At 68.1% G+C, this 23,274-nt stretch carries 30 protein-coding genes; 29 read left to right on the top strand and 1 reads right to left on the bottom strand.

The annotated features are described in order from the left end of the window. Positions 1–47: 47 nt before the first annotated feature. Together CcI156_RS00505 and CcI156_RS00500 are read left to right on the top strand one after the other, a co-directional pair. On the top strand, positions 48–3,935 hold the full coding sequence (locus CcI156_RS00505) for a DNA-directed RNA polymerase subunit beta' (RefSeq protein WP_076803953.1): 3,888 nt from the start codon (positions 48–50) through the stop codon (positions 3,933–3,935). A 348-nt stretch (positions 3,936–4,283) separates the two neighbouring features. Continuing rightward, positions 4,284–5,198 carry an RluA family pseudouridine synthase gene (locus CcI156_RS00500; RefSeq protein ID WP_076804048.1) on the top strand — a complete coding sequence of 305 codons (915 nt, stop codon included), beginning with the start codon at positions 4,284–4,286 and terminating at the stop codon, positions 5,196–5,198. Here CcI156_RS00500 and mug read toward each other — a convergent pair. Then, the gene (gene mug / locus CcI156_RS00495) at positions 5,175–5,762 is read right to left on the bottom strand and encodes a G/U mismatch-specific DNA glycosylase (protein ID WP_076803952.1); all 588 of its coding nucleotides are present in this window, start codon (positions 5,760–5,762) and stop codon (positions 5,175–5,177) included. The two genes, CcI156_RS00500 and mug, sit on opposite strands and share 24 nt — an antisense overlap. Positions 5,763–6,315: 553 nt before the next feature. On the opposite strand from mug, the gene rpsL reads away from it, so the two are divergent. From rpsL to CcI156_RS00360, 27 genes are all read left to right on the top strand, one after another. Next, positions 6,316–6,690 carry a 30S ribosomal protein S12 gene (rpsL, locus tag CcI156_RS00490; RefSeq protein WP_076804047.1) on the top strand — a complete coding sequence of 125 codons (375 nt, stop codon included), beginning with the start codon at positions 6,316–6,318 and terminating at the stop codon, positions 6,688–6,690. Beyond that, positions 6,690–7,160 (top strand): 30S ribosomal protein S7, encoded by a 471-nt coding sequence (gene rpsG / locus CcI156_RS00485; protein ID WP_011435036.1) that lies wholly within the window; start codon positions 6,690–6,692, stop codon positions 7,158–7,160. The genes rpsL and rpsG overlap by 1 nt, the downstream gene beginning before the upstream one ends. Before the next feature lie 57 nt (positions 7,161–7,217). Beyond that, positions 7,218–9,263, top strand: a complete 2,046-nt coding sequence (fusA, locus tag CcI156_RS00480) for an elongation factor G (RefSeq protein WP_076804046.1) — start codon at positions 7,218–7,220, stop codon at positions 9,261–9,263. A gap of 73 nt (positions 9,264–9,336) precedes the next feature. Then, positions 9,337–10,530: an elongation factor Tu gene (tuf, locus tag CcI156_RS00475; RefSeq protein WP_076803951.1), complete on the top strand. Its 1,194-nt coding sequence runs from the start codon at positions 9,337–9,339 to the stop codon at positions 10,528–10,530. 298 nt (positions 10,531–10,828) lie between these two features. Then, positions 10,829–11,137 (top strand): 30S ribosomal protein S10, encoded by a 309-nt coding sequence (gene rpsJ, locus CcI156_RS00470; RefSeq protein ID WP_007514815.1) that lies wholly within the window; start codon positions 10,829–10,831, stop codon positions 11,135–11,137. A 17-nt stretch (positions 11,138–11,154) separates the two neighbouring features. Further along, the gene (gene rplC, locus CcI156_RS00465) at positions 11,155–11,862 is read left to right on the top strand and encodes a 50S ribosomal protein L3 (protein WP_011435039.1); all 708 of its coding nucleotides are present in this window, start codon (positions 11,155–11,157) and stop codon (positions 11,860–11,862) included. Then, complete coding sequence (gene rplD / locus CcI156_RS00460) at positions 11,859–12,596, top strand: 50S ribosomal protein L4 (protein WP_076803950.1); 738 nt, start codon at positions 11,859–11,861, stop codon at positions 12,594–12,596. Before rplC ends, rplD begins: the two co-directional genes overlap by 4 nt. Continuing rightward, on the top strand, positions 12,593–12,889 hold the full coding sequence (gene rplW, locus CcI156_RS00455; protein ID WP_011435041.1) for a 50S ribosomal protein L23: 297 nt from the start codon (positions 12,593–12,595) through the stop codon (positions 12,887–12,889). Before rplD ends, rplW begins: the two co-directional genes overlap by 4 nt. A 46-nt stretch (positions 12,890–12,935) precedes the next feature. Continuing rightward, a complete protein-coding gene (gene rplB / locus CcI156_RS00450) occupies positions 12,936–13,769 on the top strand; it encodes a 50S ribosomal protein L2 (protein WP_076803949.1) in 834 nt (277 codons plus the stop codon). Between the two features lie 93 nt (positions 13,770–13,862). Beyond that, positions 13,863–14,144, top strand: coding sequence for a 30S ribosomal protein S19 (gene rpsS, locus CcI156_RS00445; RefSeq protein WP_076803948.1), 282 nt, complete (start codon positions 13,863–13,865; stop codon positions 14,142–14,144). Next, entirely contained in the window at positions 14,137–14,562 is a 426-nt protein-coding gene (gene rplV, locus CcI156_RS00440) for a 50S ribosomal protein L22 (RefSeq protein WP_076803947.1), read from the top strand. Before rpsS ends, rplV begins: the two co-directional genes overlap by 8 nt. Next, entirely contained in the window at positions 14,562–15,509 is a 948-nt protein-coding gene (gene rpsC, locus CcI156_RS00435; protein WP_076803946.1) for a 30S ribosomal protein S3, read from the top strand. Before rplV ends, rpsC begins: the two co-directional genes overlap by 1 nt. 2 nt (positions 15,510–15,511) lie before the next feature. Beyond that, entirely contained in the window at positions 15,512–15,928 is a 417-nt protein-coding gene (gene rplP, locus CcI156_RS00430) for a 50S ribosomal protein L16 (protein ID WP_009740521.1), read from the top strand. After that, a complete protein-coding gene (gene rpmC, locus CcI156_RS00425) occupies positions 15,928–16,194 on the top strand; it encodes a 50S ribosomal protein L29 (RefSeq protein WP_011435046.1) in 267 nt (88 codons plus the stop codon). Before rplP ends, rpmC begins: the two co-directional genes overlap by 1 nt. A 5-nt stretch (positions 16,195–16,199) precedes the next feature. Continuing rightward, entirely contained in the window at positions 16,200–16,508 is a 309-nt protein-coding gene (gene rpsQ, locus CcI156_RS00420; protein WP_011435047.1) for a 30S ribosomal protein S17, read from the top strand. A gap of 76 nt (positions 16,509–16,584) precedes the next feature. Beyond that, positions 16,585–16,953 (top strand): 50S ribosomal protein L14, encoded by a 369-nt coding sequence (gene rplN / locus CcI156_RS00415; RefSeq protein ID WP_009740518.1) that lies wholly within the window; start codon positions 16,585–16,587, stop codon positions 16,951–16,953. A 2-nt stretch (positions 16,954–16,955) separates the two neighbouring features. Further along, positions 16,956–17,282 carry a 50S ribosomal protein L24 gene (gene rplX, locus CcI156_RS00410; RefSeq protein WP_011435048.1) on the top strand — a complete coding sequence of 109 codons (327 nt, stop codon included), beginning with the start codon at positions 16,956–16,958 and terminating at the stop codon, positions 17,280–17,282. A gap of 41 nt (positions 17,283–17,323) precedes the next feature. After that, on the top strand, positions 17,324–17,923 hold the full coding sequence (rplE, locus tag CcI156_RS00405; RefSeq protein WP_076803945.1) for a 50S ribosomal protein L5: 600 nt from the start codon (positions 17,324–17,326) through the stop codon (positions 17,921–17,923). A gap of 4 nt (positions 17,924–17,927) precedes the next feature. Next, a complete protein-coding gene (locus CcI156_RS00400; protein ID WP_011435050.1) occupies positions 17,928–18,113 on the top strand; it encodes a type Z 30S ribosomal protein S14 in 186 nt (61 codons plus the stop codon). A gap of 153 nt (positions 18,114–18,266) precedes the next feature. After that, on the top strand, positions 18,267–18,677 hold the full coding sequence (gene rpsH, locus CcI156_RS00395) for a 30S ribosomal protein S8 (RefSeq protein WP_076803944.1): 411 nt from the start codon (positions 18,267–18,269) through the stop codon (positions 18,675–18,677). Between the two features lie 12 nt (positions 18,678–18,689). Then, positions 18,690–19,226 (top strand): 50S ribosomal protein L6, encoded by a 537-nt coding sequence (rplF, locus tag CcI156_RS00390; RefSeq protein WP_011435052.1) that lies wholly within the window; start codon positions 18,690–18,692, stop codon positions 19,224–19,226. Positions 19,227–19,236: 10 nt separating this feature from the next. Continuing rightward, positions 19,237–19,611, top strand: coding sequence for a 50S ribosomal protein L18 (gene rplR / locus CcI156_RS00385; RefSeq protein ID WP_011435053.1), 375 nt, complete (start codon positions 19,237–19,239; stop codon positions 19,609–19,611). Positions 19,612–19,682: 71 nt separating this feature from the next. After that, on the top strand, positions 19,683–20,291 hold the full coding sequence (gene rpsE, locus CcI156_RS00380) for a 30S ribosomal protein S5 (protein WP_011435054.1): 609 nt from the start codon (positions 19,683–19,685) through the stop codon (positions 20,289–20,291). After that, positions 20,291–20,476, top strand: a complete 186-nt coding sequence (gene rpmD / locus CcI156_RS00375; RefSeq protein ID WP_011435055.1) for a 50S ribosomal protein L30 — start codon at positions 20,291–20,293, stop codon at positions 20,474–20,476. Before rpsE ends, rpmD begins: the two co-directional genes overlap by 1 nt. Before the next feature lie 2 nt (positions 20,477–20,478). Next, entirely contained in the window at positions 20,479–21,009 is a 531-nt protein-coding gene (gene rplO, locus CcI156_RS00370) for a 50S ribosomal protein L15 (protein ID WP_254847217.1), read from the top strand. Between the two features lie 261 nt (positions 21,010–21,270). Continuing rightward, the gene (gene secY, locus CcI156_RS00365; RefSeq protein ID WP_076803943.1) at positions 21,271–22,563 is read left to right on the top strand and encodes a preprotein translocase subunit SecY; all 1,293 of its coding nucleotides are present in this window, start codon (positions 21,271–21,273) and stop codon (positions 22,561–22,563) included. Further along, complete coding sequence (locus CcI156_RS00360) at positions 22,563–23,216, top strand: adenylate kinase (RefSeq protein ID WP_011435058.1); 654 nt, start codon at positions 22,563–22,565, stop codon at positions 23,214–23,216. Before secY ends, CcI156_RS00360 begins: the two co-directional genes overlap by 1 nt. Positions 23,217–23,274 lie beyond the last annotated feature (58 nt).

Genomic DNA, 23,274 nt, shown 5'->3' with positions numbered 1-23,274 from the left:
ATCCGACTCCAGCGTCCCGACCGAGAAAGAGAGAGCAGGCGACAGTCTTGCTGGACGTCAACTTCTTCGACGAACTGCGCATCGGTCTCGCCACCGCGGATGACATCCGCCAGTGGTCGCACGGTGAGGTCAAGAAGCCCGAGACGATCAACTACCGCACCCTGAAGCCGGAGAAGGACGGGCTCTTCTGCGAGAAGATCTTCGGTCCGACCCGGGACTGGGAGTGCTACTGCGGCAAGTACAAGCGGGTCCGGTTCAAGGGCATCATCTGTGAGCGCTGCGGCGTCGAGGTGACCCGGGCCAAGGTCCGCCGTGAGCGCATGGGCCACATCGAGCTGGCTGCGCCGGTCACCCACATCTGGTACTTCAAGGGTGTCCCGAGCCGCCTCGGCTACCTGCTGGACCTCGCGCCGAAGGACCTCGAGAAGGTCATCTACTTCGCCGCRTACATGATCACAAAGGTGGACACGGACGCCCGCCACCGCGATCTGCCGACCCTCGAGGCCCGCATCGGCGTCGAGAAGCAGCAGCTCGAGGACAAGAAGAACGCCGACGTGGAAGTCCGGCAGAAGCGGCTCGAGGCCGACCTCGCACAGCTCGAGGCCGAGGGCGCCAAGGGTGACGCGCGACGCAAGGTCCGCGAGTCGGCCGAGCGCGAGATGCGCCAGCTCCGGGACCGGGTGCAGCGTAAGATCGACGATCTCGACCGCGTCTTCGACCGGTTCAAGAACATGAAGGTCCAGGACCTGGAGCCGGACGAGCTGCTTTATCGCGAGCTGCGCGACCGCTTCGGTGCGTACTTCGACGGCGGTATGGGCGCCGAGGCGCTGCAGCGGCGGCTGGCCGACTTCGACCTGGCCGCCGAGGCCGAGTCGCTGCGCGAGACCATCCGCAGCGGCAAGGGGCAGAAGAAGGCCCGCGCGCTCAAGCGGCTCAAGGTCGTCTCCGCGTTCCTGAACACCCGCAACTCCCCGATGGGGATKGTGCTCGACTGCGTCCCGGTGATCCCACCCGATCTGCGCCCGATGGTGCAGCTCGATGGTGGYCGGTTCGCCACCTCGGACCTCAACGACCTGTACCGCCGGGTGATCAACCGGAACAACCGGTTGAAGCGGCTGCTCGACCTCGGCGCGCCCGAGAYCATCGTCAACAACGAGAAGCGGATGCTGCAGGAGGCCGTCGACGCGCTGTTCGACAACGGCCGCCGCGGCCGGCCGGTCACCGGCCCGGGTAACCGCCCGCTGAAGTCGCTGTCCGACATGCTCAAGGGCAAGCAGGGCCGGTTCCGCCAGAACCTGCTGGGCAAGCGGGTCGACTACTCCGGCCGTTCGGTCATCGTCGTCGGTCCGCAGCTCAAGCTGCACCAGTGCGGTCTGCCCAAGCAGATGGCGCTGGAGCTGTTCAAGCCGTTCGTGATGAAGCGCCTGGTGGACCTCAACCACGCGCAGAACATCAAGTCGGCGAAGCGGATGGTCGAGCGGGCCCGCCCGGTCGTGTGGGACGTGCTCGAGGAGGTCATCACCGAGCACCCCGTGCTGCTCAACCGGGCGCCGACCCTGCACCGCCTCGGCATCCAGGCCTTCGAACCGCAGCTCGTCGAGGGCAAGGCCATCCAGATCCACCCGCTGGTCTGCACGGCGTTCAACGCCGACTTCGACGGTGACCAGATGGCGGTGCACCTGCCGCTGTCCGCCGAGGCGCAGGCCGAGGCGCGGATCCTGATGCTGTCGAGCAACAACATTCTCTCGCCCGCATCGGGCCGGCCGCTGGCGATGCCGAGCCTCGACATGGTGACCGGGGTGTTCCACCTGTCCCGCCTGGCCGAGGGGGCGCTCGGCGAGGGGCGGTCGTTCTCCAGCGTCGCCGAGGCGCAGATGGCCTTCGACGCCCGGGAGGTCGCCCTTCAGGCGAAGATCAGGGTGCGGTTGCGGGACACCACCCCGCCGTCGGACTGGGTCCCGCCCGCCGACTGGGTCACCGGGGACGTGTTCACCCTGGAGACCACGTTCGGTCGTTGCCTGCTCAACGAGGCGCTGCCGGAGGGCTACCCCTTCATCAACGCCCAGCTGAACAAGAAGGCCCAGGCCGCGATCGTCAACGACCTGGCCGAGCGGTACCCGAAGATCCAGGTAGCGGCGACCCTGGACGCCCTGAAGAGCGCCGGTTTCTACTGGGCCACCCGGTCCGGGGTCACCGTCGCGATCGAGGACGTCGTCGCGCCGCCGAACAAGGCCGAGATCCTCGACGACTACGAGCAGCGTGCCGACCGGGTCCAGAAGCAGTTCGACCGCGGCTTCCTGTCCGACGAGGAGCGCCGCAGCGAGCTGGTCCAGATCTGGACCGAGGCGACCAACAAGATCGCCGAGGCGATGGAGGAGAACTTCCCGGAGACCAACCCGGTCTACGTGCTGGTCAACTCCGGAGCCGCTGGAAACATGATGYAGATCCGGCAGCTCGCCGGCATGCGTGGTCTGGTCTCCAACCCGAAAGGTGAGATCATCCCGCGGCCGATCAAGGCGAACTTCCGCGAGGGCCTGACCGTGCTGGAGTACTTCATCTCCACCCACGGTGCCCGTAAGGGACTCGCCGACACCGCCCTGCGCACCGCGGACTCGGGGTACCTGACCCGGCGGCTCGTCGACGTCAGCCAGGATGTCATCGTCCGCGAGGAGGACTGCGGCACCGAGCGCGGCATCCTCACTCGGATCGCCCGCAAGGGCGCCGACGGGGTGCTGGTCCGGGACCGGTATGCCGAGACCTCGGCGTACGCGCGGACGCTGGCCTCCGACGCGATCGACGCGAACGGCGAGGTCATCGTGCCCGCCGGCACCGACGCCGGGGACGTCGCGATCAGCCAGATCATCGAGGCCGGCATCGAGCAGGTGCGGGTCCGCTCGGCGCTGACCTGCGAGTCCCGGATGGGGGTGTGCGCCCAGTGCTACGGGCGCTCGCTCGCCACCGGCAAGCTGGTTGACGTCGGTGAGGCCGTCGGCATCGTCGCCGCGCAGTCCATCGGTGAGCCCGGCACCCAGCTGACGATGCGTACCTTCCACAGCGGTGGCGTCGCCGGCGACGACATCACCCAGGGTCTGCCGCGTGTCGTCGAGCTGTTCGAGGCGCGCAGCCCGAAGGGCAAGGCCCCCATCACCGAGGTCTCCGGCCGGGTGAAGATCGAGGAGACCGAGAAGACCTTCAAGGTCGTGGTGGTGCCGGACGACGGCAGCGACGAGATCGCCTACCCGGTCTCGCGGCGTTCGCGCCTGCGGGTCCGCGAGGGCGACCACATCGAGGTCGGCAGCCAGATTGTCGACGGTGCCGTCGACCCGCACGAGGTGTTGCGCATCCTCGGGCCGCGCCAGGTCCAGCTCCACCTGGTGGACCAGGTCCAGGAGGTCTACCGGTCGCAGGGTGTGTCGATCCACGACAAGCACATCGAAATCATCATCCGCCAGATGCTCAAGCGGGTGAACGTTCTCGAGTCGGGCGACACCACCCTGCTGCCCGGTGAGCTCTGCGAGCGGGCCCGGTTCGAGGCGGAGAACCGTCGGGTGGTGGAAACCGGTGGCCAGCCGGCCTCGGYCCGCCCGGTCCTCATGGGAATCACCAAGGCGTCGCTGGCGACCGAGTCGTGGCTGTCGGCGGCCTCCTTCCAGGAGACGACTCGGGTGCTCACCGACGCGGCGATCAACGCCCGGTCGGACTCGCTCGTCGGCCTGAAGGAGAACGTCATCATCGGAAAGCTCATCCCGGCCGGCACCGGGATCTCCCGGTACCGCAACATCCGGGTCGAGCCGACCGAGGAGGCACGTGCGGCGATGTACTCCGTCGGTGCCTACGAGGACGGCGGCGTCGAGTACGGTGCGTTCGGCACGGGCTCCGGCCAGGCGGTCCCGCTGGACGAGTTCGACTACCGCAGCTCGGGAGACTTCCGCTGAGCAGGCCGCGCGTAAGCAGGTCGCGAGGCTGACCGAGCGGAGCTGACCAGAGCCCGACCGAAGCCCGATCGATCAGGACCGGCCCGGCGCCCTCACCAGGGTGCCGGGCCGGTTGCGCGTCCAGGTCCGAAGCCCGCTGGTGGGACAGCGCGCAGAGGCGAAAATCGGCAGGACAGGGGCAGGTACATGCGGTGGCGGTGGAAGGTGGCGGCGGCGTGATTCTGACCGGCGACCACGACGACCTGAGTCGGTTGGCCGCGCCTTATCGGACAGTGGTCATCGAAGCGCTCCCCGRCAGTGGACGTGACCGGGGCTGACCGCGAGTGGACCGAGATTCGCCGGGAACGAATGATCTACGAGGATGAGGCCATTCTCGTGCTCGACAAACCCGTCGGCATCTCGGTCATGGGAGAGCGGCACGACACCGATCTCGWCACCCTCGCCGGGGATGACGGCGAGGAGCTGTTCCCGGTGCACCGCATCGACAAGGTCACCTCGGGCCTGGTGCTCTTCGCCCGGCAGTTGCGGTTCCACGGTGATCTCACCCGGCAGTTCCAGCGCCGCACGGTGGACAAGCGCTACCTCGTCCTGACCCGCACCCGCGGACTGCCCGCCTCGGGGACCRTCGACCTGCCGCTGAGTGTGGGGCGCAAGAGTCGGGTCCGGGTGGCGGCGAACCGGGCCGACATCATGGCCGACCTGGCGGAGGTGGCCCCCTTGGCGGAGGTGGCCGACCTGGGGGAGGTGGCCCCCTTGGCGGAGGTGGCCCCCTTGGCGGAGGTGGCCGACCTGGGGGAGGCGGCCCCCTTGGCGGAGGCGGCCCGGGCAGAGGTTGGCCCGACCGGCGCCGGCGCCGGCGCCGGCGTCGGACGCTGGACGGTTCCGCCCGCCGCGGTGTTTCCCCACGTCCGGACATACCCGTCCGTCACGACCTTCATCCGGGTGTGGGAGGGCGGTGAGTACACCCTGCTCGCGGTCACGCCGGTCAGCGGGCGGCGCCACCAGATCCGGGTGCATCTGGCCTGGATCGGGCACCCGATCGAGGGCGATCCGCTGTTCGGCCGCGATGCCACCGCCCGCACCCTGCTGCACTCGTGGCGGCTCGCCTTCGATGCGGCTTGGGCCGGCGGCTCCCGCATCGAGGTCGAGGCGCCCCCCGGAGCCGACTTCTGGGCCCCGGTACGCACGCATCTGCCGGCCGGCCTGGCGGCGACCCTCCTCGGAAACGTGGCGGGTGGGTCAGGAATAGGCGGTTTCGCGTAGCTCGCMGTAGACCCGGACCAGGTCGGGCAGCTGGTAGTGCGCGTTCAGGCCGCTCGGATTGGRCAGGAGCCAGACGCCGGCGGATCCCAGGGTCTCCGCCTGGCGGCCGACCTTCGCGCCGCGGCGTCCGAACCCGATCCGGTAGGCGGCCAAGCCGAGGAAGGCCACCCACCGGGGTGCGACCCGTTCGACGAGTTCGGTGAGCCGGGGCACGCCGGCGCGGACCTCGTCATCGCTGATCTCGTCGGCGCGCGCGGTGGAGCGGTGGACGAGATTGGTGATGCTGATGCCCCGGCGGACCAGTTCGTCGGTCTCGCTGGGATGCAACCGGCGTGGGGTGAAGCCGGCGAGGTGCAGCACCGGCCACAGCCGGTTGCTCGGCGTGCCGAAGTGAAAGCCGGTGGCCCCGGACTCGAGGGACGGGTTGATCCCGCAGAGCAGCACGACGGTGGCCGGGGCGACYAGGTCCGGGACGGTGGTCCCGTAGGCCGCGAGCAGCGCGTCCCGGCTCGGCCGGCGTCGGGTGGGGGCGGCCGCGAATCGTGCGCCGGCTGCGTCAGACATGTCCTCGCGGGCCCTCCGATGCCGGTATCGTGCTGTCCCGTACAGCGTGCCAGTAGGTACAGCGTGCCAGTACGGGGGGCCGTGCTGGTGCCCGCCTGTGCCGCCCRTCGAGTGCGTACGCCCGTCGAGTGCATAGTGCGCGTGGGGTCTGCGTGGGATTTCGCCGGACACCCCCGTTCGACACCTGGCGCGGGCGTGGAGTACTGTTGAGCCCTGTGGTCGGAGTCCACGTGGCTMCGGCGTGCGTCCTGCACTTCGATGTGGCGCCGTGGTGCTCGCTAGGTTGACGTAAAGTCACTGTTCGGGTATCCGTCGGCGACTGTCGAGCTCGGTTCCGCAAAGCGGACGGGCGGGCTGGCGTGCTCCTCACCGGAACTGGATCATCGCATCGAGGTTTCGGTCGAATGGCGCGACACGCCCGACCGCGTGGGTCGGAGAAGCCGCTCGAGGACACTCCGGTGGATCGGGTGCGGACCACAGCAGCAGGTAGGCCGGCGTACCGGTCTGGTTGCCCAAGGCAGTACGACGAGGCGTGACAGGAACGGGAGCGGYGTTGCCCACGATCCAGCAGCTGGTCCKCAAGGGCCGGCAGGACAAGGTCGAGAAGACCAAGACCCCGGCACTCAAGGGAAGCCCTCAGCGTCGTGGTGTGTGCACCCGCGTCTACACGACCACCCCGAAGAAGCCGAACTCGGCCCTGCGCAAGGTGGCCCGGGTCCGGTTGAACAGCGGGATCGAAGTCACCGCCTACATCCCCGGGGTCGGCCACAACCTGCAGGAGCACTCGATCGTCCTGGTTCGCGGTGGCCGAGTGAAGGATCTTCCGGGTGTCCGGTACAAGATCGTCCGAGGCGCTCTCGACACGCAGGGCGTCCGTAACCGTAAGCAGGCTCGTAGCCGCTACGGCGCGAAGAAGGAGAAGGGCTGATGCCGCGCAAGGGGCCTGCGCCCAAGCACACCGTGGTGGTCGACCCGGTGTAYGGGTCGCCGCTGGTGACCGCGCTGGTGAACAAGGTGCTGTTGAGCGGTAAGAAGTCGGTCGCGGAGCGCATCGTGTACGGCGCACTCGAGGGTGCGAAGAACAAGACCGGCAACGACCCGGTCGTCACGCTCAAGCGCGCGCTGGACAACGTCAAGCCGACGCTGGAGGTGCGCAGCCGCCGGGTGGGTGGTGCCACCTACCAGGTTCCGGTCGAGGTTCGCGCCGGCCGGAGCACTACCCTCGCGCTGCGCTGGATCGTCGGCTACTCCCGGGCTCGTCGCGAGAAGACGATGACCGAGCGGCTGATGAACGAGCTCATCGACGCAAGCAACGGCCTCGGCGCCAGCGTGAAGCGCCGGGAGGACACCCACAAGATGGCGGAGTCCAACAAGGCCTTCGCCCACTACCGCTGGTGATCCGACATKCCATCTGACGTACGTTCCTTGCTGGCCGGGACCCGCAACATCGGGATCATGGCCCACATCGACGCGGGCAAGACCACCACCACCGAGCGCATCCTCTTCTACACCGGTGTGAACTACAAGATCGGTGAGGTCCACGAGGGCGGCGCCACGATGGACTGGATGGAGCAGGAGCAGGAGCGGGGGATCACCATCACCTCCGCGGCCACCACCTGTCTCTGGCGCGACCACACCATCAACATCATCGATACCCCCGGCCATGTCGACTTCACCGTCGAGGTGGAGCGCTCGCTGCGGGTCCTTGACGGTGCGGTCGCGGTCTTCGACGCGGTCGCCGGAGTCGAGCCRCAGAGCGAGACGGTCTGGAAGCAGGCCGACCGTTACAACGTCCCGCGTATCGCCTTCGTCAACAAGATGGACCGGGTCGGTGCCGAGTTCCACCGCTGCGTGGAGWTGATGATCGACCGGCTCGACGCGACGCCGGCCGTGATCCAGCTCCCGTGGGGCGTGGAGGCCGACTTCCGCGGTGTCATCGACCTGGTCCGCATGAAGGGCCTCCTCTGGAAGACCGAGGACAAGGGCGCCTCTTACGAGACCGTCGACATCCCGCGGGATCACCTTGAGGCCGCRCAGGAGTGGCGCGACAAGCTCCTCGAGACCGTCGCTGAGAACGACGACGAGCTCATGGAGCTCTACCTCGAGGGTGAGGAGCCCTCCACGGAGCAGCTCGTCGCAGCCCTGCGCCGCGCGACCCTGGCGAGCAAGGTCAACCCGGTGCTGTGCGGTTCGGCGTTCAAGAACAAGGGCGTCCAGCCCATGCTCGACGCCGTCGTCGACTTCCTGCCGAACCCGCTGGACATCGGCGCCACCGTCGGCCATGCGGTCGGTGACGAGGAGRCCGAGGTCCGCCGGGAGCCGAGCGAGGACGAGCCGTTTTCCGCGCTCGCCTTCAAGATCATGAGTGACCCGTACGTGGGTAAGCTGACCTACATCCGGGTGTACTCCGGCAAGCTGACTGGTGGTTCGCCGGTGCTGAACTCGACGAAGGACCGCAAGGAGCGTGTCGGCCGCATCCTGCAGATGCACGCCAACCACCGGGAGGACCGGGAGGGCGTCGGCGCGGGACAGATCGTGGCCGTGGTGGGGCTGAAGAACACCACCACGGGTGACACGCTCTGCGACCCGAACGCCCCGGTGATCCTGGAGTCGATGACGTTCCCGGCGCCGGTCATCCACGTCGCGATCGAGCCGAAGACCAAGGCCGACCAGCAGAAGCTGGGCACCGCCATCCAGCGGCTCGCCGAGGAGGACCCGACCTTCCAGGTCCGCACCGACGAGGAGACCGGTCAGACGATCATCGCCGGCATGGGCGAGCTGCACTTGGATGTGCTGGTCGACCGGATGCGCCGCGAGTTCGGTGTCGAGGCGAACGTCGGCAAGCCGCAGGTGGCCTACCGGGAGACGATCCGCCGCAAGGTGGAGAAGGTCGACTACACCCACAAGAAGCAGACGGGTGGATCCGGCCAGTACGCCCGGGTGATCATCAACCTGGAGCCCTCCGGCGGCGACGGCGGTGGCTACGAGTTCGAGAACAAGGTCACGGGTGGTCGCATCCCCCGGGAGTACATCCCCTCGGTGGATGCGGGCTGCCAGGAGGCCATGGAGTTCGGCGTGCTCGCCGGCTATCCGCTGGTGGACGTCAAGGTCACCCTGCTCGACGGCCAGTTCCATGACGTCGACTCGTCCGAACTCGCATTCAAGATCGCCGGTTCGATGGCGTTCAAGGACGCGGCCCGCAAGGCCGACCCGGTGCTGCTCGAGCCCCTGATGGCCGTCGAGGTCACCACCCCCGAGGACCACATGGGTGACGTGATCGGCGACCTGAACTCCCGCCGTGGGCAGATCCAGGCGATGGAGGAGCGGGGGGGCTCCCGGATCGTACGGGCGCTGGTGCCACTGTCGGAGATGTTCGGCTACGTTGGTGATCTTCGCTCGAAGACCTCCGGCCGGGCGAGCTACTCCATGCAGTTCGACTCCTACGCCGAGGTTCCCGCGAACGTCGCCAAGGAGATCATCGCCAAGGCCCGGGGAGAGTGAGCGCCCTCACGGCGTGAGCAATACCCCTACCTGACTACACAGCACGACACCACCCGTCCTTGGAGGGACACCCGTGGCGAAGCAGAAGTTCGAGCGGACGAAGCCGCACGTCAATATCGGCACCATTGGTCACATCGACCACGGCAAGACGACCCTGACCGCGGCGATCACCAAGGTCCTGCACGACGCCTACCCAGACCTCAACCCCTTCACGCCGTTCGACCAGATCGACAAGGCGCCGGAGGAGAAGGCCCGCGGCATCACGATCTCGATCGCCCACGTCGAGTACCAGACCGACACCCGGCACTATGCGCACGTCGACTGCCCGGGACACGCTGACTACATCAAGAACATGATCACCGGTGCCGCTCAGATGGACGGCGCGATCCTGGTYGTGTCCGCCACCGACGGCCCGATGCCGCAGACGAAGGAGCACGTGCTCCTCGCCCGCCAGGTCGGCGTGCCCTACATTGTCGTCGCCCTGAACAAGGCCGACATGGTCGACGACGAGGAGATCCTCGAGCTCGTCGAGCTGGAGGTCCGGGAGCTGCTGAGCTCGTACGAGTTCCCGGGCGACGACGTTCCGGTCGTCCGGGTCTCCGCGCTCAAGGCGCTGGAGGGCGACAAGGAGTGGGGCGCCAAGCTCCTCGAGCTCATGGCGGCGGTCGACGAGTCGATCCCCGAGCCGCAGCGTGACATCGACCGGCCGTTCCTCATGCCGATCGAGGACGTCTTCAYGATCACCGGTCGTGGCACCGTGGTCACCGGTCGCGTCGAGCGCGGAATCGTCAAGGTCAACGAGACCGTGGAGATCGTCGGTATCAAGCCGGAGACCACCTCCACCACCGTGACCGGTGTCGAGATGTTCCGCAAGCTGCTCGACGAGGGGCGTGCCGGCGACAACGTCGGTCTGCTCCTGCGCGGTATCAAGCGGGAGGACGTCGAGCGCGGCCAGGTCATCGTCAAGCCGAAGTCGATCACCCCGCACACGGTGTTCGAGGCTCGCGTCTACATCCTCAACAAGGATGAGGGCGGACGGCACACGCCGTTCTTCAAGAACTACCGCCCGCAGTTTTACTTCCGCACCACCGACGTGACCGGCGTCGTGACCCTCCCCGAGGGCACGGAGATGGTCATGCCGGGGGACAACACCGAGATGACGGTCGAGCTGATCCAGCCGATCGCCATGGAGGAGGGTCTGCGCTTCGCCATCCGCGAGGGTGGCCGGACCGTCGGCGCGGGCCAGGTTACGAAGGTTCTCAAGTAGTAGCCGTGGGCGGTGGGTCCGGGCGTGTGTACGGACCCACCGCCCACTGCGCTGCCTGACCAGGCAAGGCTCTCGCGAGACTCGGCTGCCGAGGACAACCGGCCGCCGGCAAGGGACGCAGCCCGGTCCCGGTCGACACGTCGAGCGGGACCGGCACGAGACAGCGGTACAACCGGCAGGTTCTTTCCGCCGGCGGCGGGGCGCCAGGCTCGCCGCGCGGCCGGCGGTGAGGATCTACGGGCGGTGACCCGGTAGCGATACCGGCCGGACGAGACAGACAGGACAGGCGAAGCCCACCATGGCGGCACAGAAGATCCGCATCCGGCTCAAGGCCTATGACCACGAGGTCATCGACAGCTCGGCGCGGAAGATCGTCGAGACGGTGACGCGGACGGGCGCGCAGGTCGCGGGACCGGTGCCGCTGCCGACGGAGAAGAACATCTACTGCGTCATCCGGTCGCCGCACAAGTACAAGGACAGCCGCGAGCACTTCGAGATGCGGACGCACAAGCGGCTGATCGACATTCTTGACCCGACGCCCAAGACGGTCGACTCGCTTATGCGCCTCGACCTGCCCGCCGGCGTCGATATCGAGATCAAGCTGTAAGAGGGGCCGGCGCAGTCATGCTCATCCGCAACTACAGAGGGCTCCTGGGCACCAAGCTCGGGATGACCCAGGTATGGGACGCGAACAACCGCGTCGTGCCGGTCACCGTCATCAAGGCCGGACCCAACGTCGTCACGCAGGTCAAGACGCCTGACTCGGACGGCTACTCGGCCGTTCAGCTCGGTTACGGCGAGGTCGACCCGCGTAAGATCAACAAACCCGCCCGCGGCCACTTCGCCACCAGCGGGGTGACGCCCCGGCGCCACCTCGTCGAGCTGCGGACCGCCGATGCCGGCAACTACCGGCCCGGCCAGGAGCTGACCGGCGAGGTGTTCTCCGCCGGGACCGTCGTTGACGTCACCGGCACCTCGAAGGGCAAGGGGTTCGCCGGTGTCATGAAGCGTCACGGGTTCAAGGGTCTGGGCGCGGGGCACGGCGTCGAGCGCAAGCACCGCTCGCCGGGGTCGGTCGGCGGCTGCGCCACGCCCGGTCGCGTGTTCAAGGGCCTGCGCATGGCCGGCCGGATGGGTCACGTGCGCACCACGACCTCGGGGCTGACGATCCACGCCGTCGACACCGAGCGTGGCTATCTGCTGGTCAGGGGTGCGGTGCCCGGCCCGGATGGTGGTCTGGTCCTCGTGCGCAGCGCGGCCAAGCGCCCGGCGCCCGAGGCCATCGCCCCGGCGGCCGAGCTGGCCGGTACCGGTGAGGAGGTCTCGGCATGAGCCGGGTGGCCACATCCGACCCGAGCGTCACCGCGCGCACCGTCGCGGTGCACGCGCCGAACGGGGGCGAAGGCGGCAGCGTCGAGCTGCCCGGTGGCGTGTTCGACGTGCCGCTCAACATCCCGCTGATCCACCAGGTCGTGGTGGCGCAGCTCGCGGCGGCCCGCCAGGGCACGCACGACACGAAGACCCGCGGCGAGGTCCGCGGCGGTGRCCGCAAGCCGTATCGGCAGAAGGGCACCGGCCGGGCCCGGCAGGGATCGCTGCGGGCTCCGCAGTTCACCGGCGGTGGCACCGTGCACGGCCCCACACCGCGCAGATACGACCAGCGGACCCCGAAGAAGATGAAGGCCGCCGCGCTGCGCGGCGCGCTGTCCGACCGGGCCCGCAACAACCGGGTGCACGTGGTGTCCTCGCTGGTCTCCGGCGAGACGCCGTCGACGAAGAGCGCGGTCACCGCGCTGCGGACGATCGCCGACACCCGCCGGGTGCTGGTGGTGGCGAGYCGTTCGGACGAGCTGACCTGGAAGAGCCTGCGCAACGTCGCGGCGGTGCACCTGCTCGACCCGGGCCAGCTCAATACCTATGACGTGCTGGTGAGCGACGACGTGGTCTTCATCGAGGATGCGCTGGCCGCGTTCCTTGCTCGTGACACCCGTCCGGCAACCTCCACCGCCGGGACCGAGGCTGCCGCRGGCACCGAAGGTGTGGCCGGGGCGGAGGAGAACAAGTGATTCCCGACCCGCGTGACGTGATCCTGCGGCCGGTCGTCTCCGAGAAGAGCTACGGCCTGCTCGACGAGAACGTCTACACCTTCATCGTGCGTCCGGACGCGAACAAGACCCAGATCAAGCTCGCGGTCCAGCAGATCTTCAATGTGCGGGTCCTGCGGGTGAACACMATCAACCGGCAGGGCAAGCGCAAGCGGACCAAGCACGGCTGGGGACACCGGTCCGCCTCCAAGCGGGCCCTGGTGAGCCTGGCTCCCGGTGACACGATCGAGATCTTCGGAGGCCCCGGTGCCTGAGCGCGTGCGCTCCGCGGCGGCGGTGGGTCCAGGACGGTAGGAAGCCATGGGTATTCGTAGGTACAAGCCGACGACGCCGGGGCGTCGTGGTGCGAGCGTGGCCGACTTCGTCGAGATCACTCGTGACCACCCGGAGAAGTCGCTGGTCCGCCCGCTGCACTCCAAGGGCGGGCGCAACGTCCACGGCCGGATCACCACCCGGCACCAGGGCGGCGGGCACAAGCGGGCGTACCGGGTCATCGACTTCCGGCGGGACAAGGACGGGGTGCCGGCCAAGGTCGCGCACATCGAGTACGACCCCAACCGCACCGCCCGGATCGCGCTGCTGCACTACCTCGACGGCGAGAAGCGCTACATCCTCGCGCCGGTCAAGCTCAGGCAGGGCGACACGGTCAGTTCCGGCGTGGGCGCCGACATCAAGCCCGGCAACGCGCTGCCGCTGCGCAACATCCCGACCRGCACGGTGGTGCACGCCATCGAGCTGCGTCCCGGCGGTGGTGCGAAGATCGCCCGTAGCGCCGGCACGAGTGTGCAGCTCGTCGCGAAGGACGGCCCCTACGCTCAGCTGCGGATGCCCTCCGGTGAGATCCGCAACGTGGATGTGCGCTGCCGCGCGACGGTCGGCGAGGTCGGCAACGCGGAGCAGAGCAACATCAACTGGGGTAAGGCCGGCCGGATGCGCTGGAAGGGTCGCAGACCCACCGTGCGCGGTGTCGCGATGAACCCGGTCGACCACCCGCACGGTGGTGGTGAGGGTAAGACCTCCGGCGGTCGTCACCCCGTCAATCCCAAGGGCCGTCCGGAGGGGCGGACCCGGGCGACCCGCAAGTCGTCCGACGCGCTCATTGTGCGTCGTCGCAAGCAGAACAGGCGGCGGTAATGGTGATCTCCAGGCCCCGGGCCGCGTCGGCCACCAGCGCGCCGCCGACCAGCCGTACCCATCGGATCTGAGCAGGAAGGAGGAGACACAGCCATGCCACGCAGTCTGAAAAAGGGCCCGTTCGTCGACGACCACCTGCTCAAGAAGGTGGATCTGCAGAACTCCAAGGGCACCAAGCACGTCATCAAGACCTGGTCGCGCCGGTCGACCGTGATCCCCGACATGCTGGGGCACACGATCGCCGTGCACGACGGCCGCAAGCACGTCCCGGTCTTCATCACCGAGGRCATGGTCGGGCACAAGCTCGGCGAGTTCGCCCCGACCCGGACCTTCCGTGGCCACGTCAAGGAGGACCGGAGGTCACGCCGTGGCTGACGATCTCGTTGACGGCCTGACCCGGGCCGGTCTTCCCGGGGCGAAGGCCTCGGCCCGCTATGTCCGGGTCTCGCCGACGAAGGCCCGCCGGGTCGTCGACCTGGTGCGCGGGCGCTCGGTCGGCGAGGCGCTGGACATCCTCCGGTTCGCTCCGCAGGCGGCCAGCGAGGACGTGTACAAGGTTGTCGCCAGCGCTGCGGCGAACGCCGAGAACAACCACAGCCTCGATCCGGCCACCCTGTGGGTCGGCGAGGTCTACGTGGACGAGGGGCCGACGCTCAAGCGCATCCGGCCCCGAGCTCAKGGCCGGGCCTACCGGATCCGCAAGCGCACCAGCCACATCACCGTCGTGGTGGAGAGCCGGGAGCCGGTCTCCGCGGCCGGCCGGGGCGCGAAGACGACAAGGAGGGCCCGGTAGTGGGGCAGAAGGTCAACCCGCACGGGTTCCGGCTTGGCATCACCTCGGAGTTCACCTCCCGTTGGTACGCCGACAAGCAGTACAAGGCGTACGTCGGCGAGGACGTGAAGATCCGTAAGATGATGTCGCGGGGCATGGAGCGGGCCGGCATCAGCCGGGTCGACATCGAGCGGACCCAGGGGCGGCTGCGGGTGGACATCCACACCGCGCGCCCGGGCATCGTCATCGGTCGCCGTGGCGCCGAGGCCGACCGCATCCGTGGCGACCTGGAAAAGCTCACCGGCAAGCAGGTGCAGCTCAACATCCTCGAGGTGAAGAACCCCGAGGTCGACGCCCAACTCGTCGCCCAAGGGGTGGCCGAGCAGCTCTCCAGCCGGGTCAGCTTCCGCCGGGCGATGCRCAAGGCCATGCAGACCGCGATGAAGGGCGGCGCGAAGGGGATCCGGGTGCAGTGCTCGGGTCGTCTCGGCGGCGCCGAGATGAGCCGGTCGGAGTTCTACCGCGAGGGTCGGGTGCCGTTGCACACCCTTCGCGCGGACATCGACTACGGCTTCTATGAGGCTCGGACGAACTTCGGCCGCATCGGCGTGAAGGTCTGGATCTACAAGGGCGACATCGTCCAGAGCCGGGCCGAGCGTGAGGCGCAGGAGGCGCTGCAGCGCCAGACCCGCCGGGAGCGCCCGCGCCGCGGGCCGCGTTCCGGCTCGTCCGGCACGACCCAGGGCGGGACCGAAGCGGGCCGGGCGGCGGCCCGCGGCGAGCGCCGGGGCCGTGGTGGTGGCGGCGGGAACGCCCCGGCTGAGACTCCGGCGGGCGAGGCCGCGGCGACCGAGCCGACGGCACCCGTCGCGGAGCCCGCCACCGCGGCGGCGAGTGCGCCGGCCGAGGCGGCGAGTGCGCCGGCCGAGGCGGCCGTGGCGAACACTCCGGAGAAGGCGGAGGAATAGACATGCTGATTCCCCGGAAGGTCGCGCACCGCAAGCAGCACCACCCCGGGCGGACCGGTGCCGCCAAGGGCGGAACCCGGGTCACGTTCGGTGAGTACGGGATCCAGGCCTTGGAGTCGGCCTACGTGACGAACCGGCAGATCGAGTCGGCCCGTATCGCGATGACCCGGCACATCCGTCGTGGTGGAAAGGTCTGGATCAACATCTACCCGGACCGTCCGCTGACCAAGAAGCCGGCCGAGACCCGGATGGGTTCTGGTAAGGGCTCGCCCGAGTGGTGGGTCGCGAACGTCAAGCCGGGCCGGGTCCTGTTCGAGCTGTCCGGGGTCGCGGAGCCGGTGGCCCGCGAGGCGATGCGGCGGGCTATCCACAAGCTGCCGATGAAGTGCCGTTTCGTGGTCCGTGAAGGTGGTGCGTAATGGCTATCGCTACCGCGGACGAGCTGCGGAGCCTGTCGGGCGAGGAGCTCGTCGACAAGCTTCGGGAGGCCAAGGAGGAGCTGTTCAACCTCCGGTTCCAGGCGGCGACCGGGCAGCTGTCGAACAACCGCCGGCTGCAGGCCGTGCGGCGCGACATCGCCCGGATCTACACCGTCATGCGCGAACGGGAGCTGGGTATCACCGACGATCCGGCGGTGGCGGCCGGCGCGGCGGACGATGACGCGACGCAGTCGGAACGGGCGTGAGGACAGTGACAGACGAGACGGCCTCCCAGGAGGCTTCGCAGAGCACGGACGCGGCGGCTCCCGCCCGCGGATTCCGCAAGGTCCGCGAGGGCCTCGTGGTCAGCGACAAGATGACCAAGACCGTCGTGGTCGCGGTCGAGGACCGGGTGCAGCACCCGCTGTACGGCAAGACGATCCGTCGTACCAAGAAGGTCAAGGCGCACGACGAGAGCGGCACCACCGGTGTCGGCGACCGCGTCCTGCTGATGGAAACGCGGCCGTTGTCGGCGACCAAGCGGTGGCGGATCGTTCAGGTCTTGGAGAAGGCGAAGTAGTGAAGTAGTTCTGGCCCGGACGCCGGGGCCGGGCAGGACCGGGTGATCAGTAGTACCGGGTGATCAGGAGCGGAAAGTGATTCAGCAGGAGTCGCGACTTCGGGTCGCCGACAACACCGGAGCGCGGGAGATTCTCTGCATCCGGGTGCTCGGCGGCTCTGGGCGTCGTTACGCGGGGATCGGCGACATCATCGTCGGCACGGTGAAGGACGCCCTGCCCGGCGCCGGCGTGAAGCGCGGCGACGTGGTCAAGGCGGTCGTGGTGCGTACCACCAAGGAGCGCCGGCGGCCGGACGGCTCCTACATCCGCTTCGACGAGAACGCGGCGGTGCTCATCCGGGACGGTGGTGACCCTCGGGGCACCCGCATCTTCGGGCCGGTCGGCCGGGAGCTGCGTGACAAGAAGTTCATGAAGATCATCTCGCTGGCGCCGGAGGTGCTGTGACCGTGGCCACTTTGAAGATCAAGAAAGGCGACACGGTCCAGATCATCACCGGCAAGGACCGTGGGCTCAAGGGTAAGGTCATCCGCGCCTATCCGGAGCAGAACAAGGTCCTCGTCGAGGGCGCGAACCGGATCACCCGGCACACCCGCGTCCAGCAGGGCACACGCGGCTCGCAGTCCGGGGGCATCATCACCCAGGAGGCGCCGATCCACGTGAGCAACGTGATGATCGTCGACCCGTCTGACGGGAAGCCGACCCGGATCGGTTACCGCATCAACGACGACGGCACCAAGGTGCGTGTCTCGCGGCGCACCGGTACCGAGCTGTAGGCCGAGCGAGCAGTCGAGCAGTTGGGAAACGAGATTAGACCATGACTGTGACCACCGAGGGCCGGACCATCGAAGGCCGGCCTAWTGGCGCTCGCCCGGTCCCACGGCTCAAGCAGCGGTACCGCGACRAGATCGCCCCGGCGCTGCGGGAGCAGTTCTCCTACCGCAACGTCATGCAGATCCCCGGCGTCGTCAAGGTCGTCGTCAACATGGGGGTCGGAGACGCCGCCCGGGACGCGAAGCTGATCGATGGCGCTGTGCGGGATCTTGCGGCYATCACCGGCCAGAAGCCCGCGGTCCGGCGCGCGAAGAAGTCCATCGCCCAGTTCAAGCTGCGCGAAGGGATGCCGATCGGCGCCAAGGTGACGTTGCGTGGTGACCGGATGTGGGAGTTCCTCGACCGCCTCGTCACCATCGCGCTGCCGCGTATCCGTGACTTCCGCGGGCTGTCGCCGAAGCAGTTCGACGGTGCCGGCAACTACACCTTCGGGGTGACCGAGCAGTCGATCTTCCACGAGATCGACATCGACCGGATCGATCGGGTTCGGGGCATGGACATCACGGTCGTCACCACCGCGACCACCGACGACGAGGGCCGGGCGCTCCTGCGGGCGCTGGGCTTCCCCTTCCGGGAGAACTAGAGAGATGGCCAAGAAAGCACTGATCGAGAAGTCGAACCGTAAGCCGAAGTACGCGGTCCGGGGTTACACCCGATGCCAGCGCTGCGGCCGCTCCCGCTCGGTGTACCGGGGCTTCGGGCTCTGCCGGGTATGCCTGCGGCAGATGGCGCACCGCGGCGAGCTGCCCGGCGTCACCAAGAGCTCCTGGTAGGCCGGTACCGCGCCCCGGACCGGGGCCGGAACGGCGGCACCGGCAGCACGGTTCCACCGCACCACCACCGCACCTCCACCCGATCGCGGTAGGCCCGGCGGCCGAGGACGACCTCGGCACTGGCGGGAACCGCCGTGAGAAAGGCGTCAAGCCATGACGATGACCGATCCGATTGCGGACATGCTCACGCGTGTCCGTAACGCCAGCCGGGCGTACCACGACCGCGTGGTGATGCCCCACAGCAAGATCAAGACGCACATCGCCGAGATCCTCCAGCAGGAGGGATACATCTCCGGCTGGCACGTCGAGGACGCGACCTCGGCTGGCGGCGTCGGCCACACCCTGGTCATCGATCTGAAGTACGGCMCCAACCGGGAACGCTCGATCGCCGGGRTCAAGCGCATCAGCAAGCCGGGTCTGCGGGTCTATGCCAAGGCGACGAACCTCCCGAAGGTCCTCGGGGGCCTGGGCGTCGCCATCATCTCCACCTCGTCGGGTTTGCTGACCGACAAGCAGGCGGGCAAGCGGGGCGTGGGCGGGGAAGTCCTCGCCTACATCTGGTAAGGAGGGCGAGCGATGTCACGGATCGGGCGCCTGCCCATTCCCGTCCCCAGCGGTGTCGATATCACCGTCGAGGGAGCCACCATCACCGTCAAGGGGCCCAAAGGGACCCTGAGCCACGTCGTGGCCGAGCCGATCGTGGTGAACACGGAGGACGGTCGGCTCCTCGTGACCCGGCCCGACGATGAGCGTCGCTCCCGGTCGCTGCACGGCCTGACTCGCACCCTGGTCTCCAACATGGTCACCGGCGTCACCGCCGGATACTCGAAGACCCTGGAGATCGTCGGCGTCGGTTACCGTGTCCAGGCCAAGGGCTCCGACCTGGAGTTCGCCCTCGGGTACAGCCACCCGGTGCCGGTCAAGGCCCCGGAGGGCATCCGCTTCGAGGTGCAGACCCCGACCCGCTTCGTGGTCCACGGGATCGACAAGCAGCTGGTCGGTGAGGTCTCCGCGAAGATCCGCGGGCTGCGCAAGCCTGACCCGTACAAGGGCAAGGGCGTGCGCTACCAGGGCGAGGTCGTCCGCCGCAAGGTCGGGAAGACCGGGAAGTAGGAGATAGATCATGGCAGTGAGCCTCGGCGCCAGCTCGCGTCGACGGACYGCGAAGCTCCGTCGGCACGTCCGGGTGCGCAAGAAGGTGGCGGGCACCCCGTCTCGCCCACGGCTCGTCGTCACCCGGTCCTCGCGGCACATCTACGCCCAGGTCATCGACGACGTCGCCGGCCACACGCTGGCGTCGGCGTCCACCCTGGACGTGTCGCTGCGCGGCGGCGAGGGGGACAAGACCGAGCAGGCCCGCAAGGTCGGCGCCCTGGTCGCCGAGCGCGCGAAGGCGGCCGGGATCGCCGCGGTCGTGTTTGACCGCGGCGGGCGGACCTACTCCGGCCGCATCGCCGCGCTCGCGGACGCGGCGCGGGGGAACGGGCTGGACTTCTGATGACTGCCCCCAGCCTTTACAGTCAGTCCAGCCTTTACCGCCAGTACAGCCAGAACAGGGAGATGTTGTAGATGCCAGGCCAGCAGCGCCGCGGCGGCGGCTCCGGCGGCTCGGACCGTCGGGAACGCCGGGACCGGTCGGGCAGCGGCCCGGCGCAGGAGAAGAACGCCTACGTCGAGCGGGTTGTCGCGATCAACCGCGTGGCGAAGGTTGTCAAGGGCGGACGCCGGTTCAGCTTCACGGCGCTCGTTGTGGTCGGTGACGCGGACGGGACCGTGGGCGTCGGCTATGGCAAGGCCAAGGAGGTTCCGGCCGCCATCGCCAAGGGCGTCGAAGAAGCCAAGAAGCACTTCTTCAAGGTGCCCCGGATCGGTTCGACGATTCCGCACCCGGTGCAGGGCGAGGAGGCGGCCGGCGTCGTGCTGCTCAAGCCCGCCTCGCCCGGTACCGGGGTCATCGCCGGTGGTCCGGTCCGTGCCGTGCTGGAGTGCGCCGGTGTGCACGACGTGCTCTCGAAGTCGCTCGGCTCATCGAATCCGATCAACATCGTGCACGCGACGGTCGCCGCTCTGCGTGGCCTGATGCGTCCCGAGGAGATTGCCGCCCGTCGCGGCCTGCCRCTGGAGGATGTCGCTCCGCCGGCCATGCTGCGCGCCCGTGCGGCGGGAGCCAGCGTCTGATGGCCAAGCTGCGCATCACGCAGATCCGGTCGGGGATCGGTGGTACCTCGAACCAGCGGGCCACGCTGCGTACCCTTGGTCTGCGGAAGATCAACGCGACGACCGTCCGTGATGATCGTCCCGAGATTCGCGGGATGATTAGAACTGTGACCCATCTTGTCCGGGTCGAGGAGGTGGACTCCTAGCCATGGCCGAACTGACGAAGACCGACGCCGGTGACGACACCGGCGCCACCGGCGTGGGCACCGAGGCCGGCTCGGCGCCGGTCGTCCGTGGCCGCGGTCTGAAGGTGCACCACCTCCGGCCAGCCCCCGGCGCCCATAAGTCCAAGATCCGCGTCGGTCGCGGTGAGGGTTCCAAGGGCAAGACCGCCGGACGGGGCACCAAGGGCTCGAAGGCCCGCAAGCAGGTGCCCGCCCGGTTCGAGGGTGGCCAGATGCCCCTGCACATGCGMCTGCCCAAGCTGAAGGGCTTCCGCAACCGGTTCCGCGTCGAGTACCAGGTCGTGAACGTCGCCACCCTCGCGGAACTGTTCCCGCAGGGTGGTGAGGTCACCAAGGCCGACCTCGCGGCCAGGGGCGCGGTGCGGGRCAAGTCGCCGGTGAAGGTGCTGGGCAACGGTGACATCAACGTCGCGCTGCACGTGAGCGCGGACGCGTTTTCGGCCTCCGCGAAGGAGAAGATCGCCGCTGCCGGCGGGAGCGTCACACAGAGCTGAGAGCATGGGTGGGGGTGTGGGCCATGTCACCCCGCTCCCACCCCGGCCCCGCCCGTCCGGACCCCTCGCCAGACGGCCGTGCGCCTCGGCGTCAGCCGTCTCTTGCCGTCCACCATCGCTTACCCATGGTGATGTCGGGACGAGTGGGCCGGGTGTCCTGTTACAGTCGCCTAACCGACCTCGGCGACCGGCCGGGGGAGGCGATCCGCACCGGGCAGGATGTCCACTTCCCGTCGGTCCGCAATCCCAGCAGGAGGAGCCGTGCTCACCGCCTTCACGCGGRCATTCCGCACGCCTGACCTGCGCAAGAAGCTGCTGTTCACCGTCGGTATCGTGATGCTGTTCCGGTTCGGCAGCGTCATGCCGTCGCCGGGTGTCTCGACGTCCGCAGTGAACACCTGCCTGGACTCGGCGAGTGCCGACAGCAGCAACGTCTACTCGCTGATCAACCTGTTCAGTGGTGGGGCTCTGCTGCAGCTGTCCATCTTCGCGCTTGGCATCATGCCGTACATCACATCGAGTATCATCATTCAGTTGCTCGTTGTGGTGATCCCTCGGCTGGAGCAGCTGAAGAAGGAGGGCAGCTCGGGCGAGCAGAAGCTTACGCAGTACACCCGGTACCTGACGATCGCCCTCGGTCTTCTGCAGGCCACCGGCATCGTGGCGCTGGCCCGCAGCGGCCGGCTGTTCCCCAGCTGTTCGGCCGCCATCATCCCGGACACGAGCCTGTTCCGGATCGCGACGATTGTCATCACGATGACGGCGGGTACCTCGGTCATCATGTGGATGGGTGAGTTGATCACCACCCGGGGGGTCGGTAACGGCATGTCGCTGCTGATCTTCACCTCGATCGCGGCAAGGCTTCCCTCCGAGGGCGGACGCATCCTCCAGGTCGCCGGCGGTGTGGTGTTTAGCCTGGTGCTCCTGCTCGGTCTCGCGATCGTCGTGTTCGTCGTGTTCGTCGAGCAGTCTCAGCGTCGCATCCCGGTCCAGTACGCCAAACGCCTGATCGGGCGGCGGATGTACGGCGGGACGTCGACCTACCTGCCGATCAAGGTCAACCAGGCCGGGATCATCCCCGTCATCTTCGCGTCCTCGCTGCTGCAGCTCCCTCAACTCGCCGGGCAGGTATGGAGCAACCGGAGCTTCCAGGACTTCGAGCAAAGATATCTCTCCAGGGGAGACCATCCACTCTATCTGGTGACATACTTCGCACTCATCATCTTCTTCACCTATTTTTATGTTGCGATCACCTTCAACCCAACGGAGGTCGCGGACAACATGAAGAAGTATGGTGGGTTCATCCCCGGGATCAGGCCGGGGAACCCGACGGCGGAGTACCTCAAACATGTACTCGACCGGATCACGCTCCCGGGATCGCTGTTCCTTGGCGTGATCACGGTCCTTCCGTTGGCACTGTTGAACCTGACCAAGGACCAGCCGTTCCCCTTCGCGGGCACGTCGGTCCTGATCATGGTGGGGGTTGGGCTGGAAACCGTGAAGCAGATCGAAAGCCAGCTCATGCTCCGCAATTACGAAGGTTTCCTCCGGTAGTGCGCCTCGTACTGGTCGGGCCGCCCGGTGCCGGAAAGGGCACCCAGGCCGCGTTCATTGCCCAGGCGCGGTCGATCCCTAAGATCTCCACCGGGGACATCTTCCGGGCGAACGTGCGACAGGGAACCGAACTGGGCGTCAAGGCCAAGACCTTCATGGATGCCGGTGATCTCGTACCGGACGAGATCACCATCGGTATGGTCCGCAACCGCTTGGCCGAGGACGACGCGGTCAAGGGATTCCTGCTCGATGGTTTTCCTCGTAACGTCCCGCAGGCCGAGGTGCTCGGGCAGATGCTCGATGGCATGGGGACCCGTCTGGACGTGGTGCTCGAGCTCGTCGTCGACGACGACGAGGTGGTGCGCCGGCTGTCCGGTCGGCGCACCTGTCGGAACTGCGGTCACATCTGGCACATCGACTTCGACCCGCCGTCGGTCGAAGGCGTCTGTGACCGGTGTGGTGGCGAGCTGTTCCAGCGCGACGACGATCGGTCGGAGACGGTCCGCCATCGGCTCGAGGTCTACGCGGACCAGACGGCGCCGCTGGTGGCCTACTACGCCGAAAAGGGCATCCTGATCGGTATCGACGCCACCGGACCGGTGGATAACGTCACCGACCGCGCGCTCGACGCCCTGCGGCACTACGGCGACTGAACCCGTCGGCCTGGTCCGGGCGCGGACCAGGCCGAACGTGACTCCCGTGCTTTTCGCG

This window comes from Frankia sp. CcI156 (assembly GCF_001983015.1).
Taxonomy (GTDB): domain Bacteria; phylum Actinomycetota; class Actinomycetes; order Frankiales; family Frankiaceae; genus Frankia; species Frankia casuarinae.
The sequence above is the reverse complement of the archived record's forward strand: the minus strand, read 5'-3'. Positions and strand labels throughout refer to the sequence as shown.

Bases quoted from the DNA above. Each gene is read 5' to 3' on its own strand.
- rpsJ (WP_007514815.1), top strand. From the start codon at position 10,829: ATGGCGGCACAGAAGATCCGCATCCGGCTCAAGGCCTATGACCACGAG.
- rplC (WP_011435039.1), top strand. From the start codon at position 11,155: ATGCTCATCCGCAACTACAGAGGGCTCCTGGGCACCAAGCTCGGGATG.
- rplP (WP_009740521.1), top strand. From the start codon at position 15,512: ATGCTGATTCCCCGGAAGGTCGCGCACCGCAAGCAGCACCACCCCGGG.
- rpmC (WP_011435046.1), top strand. From the start codon at position 15,928: ATGGCTATCGCTACCGCGGACGAGCTGCGGAGCCTGTCGGGCGAGGAG.
- CcI156_RS00400 (WP_011435050.1), top strand. From the start codon at position 17,928: ATGGCCAAGAAAGCACTGATCGAGAAGTCGAACCGTAAGCCGAAGTAC.
- rplF (WP_011435052.1), top strand. From the start codon at position 18,690: ATGTCACGGATCGGGCGCCTGCCCATTCCCGTCCCCAGCGGTGTCGAT.
- rpmD (WP_011435055.1), top strand. From the start codon at position 20,291: ATGGCCAAGCTGCGCATCACGCAGATCCGGTCGGGGATCGGTGGTACC.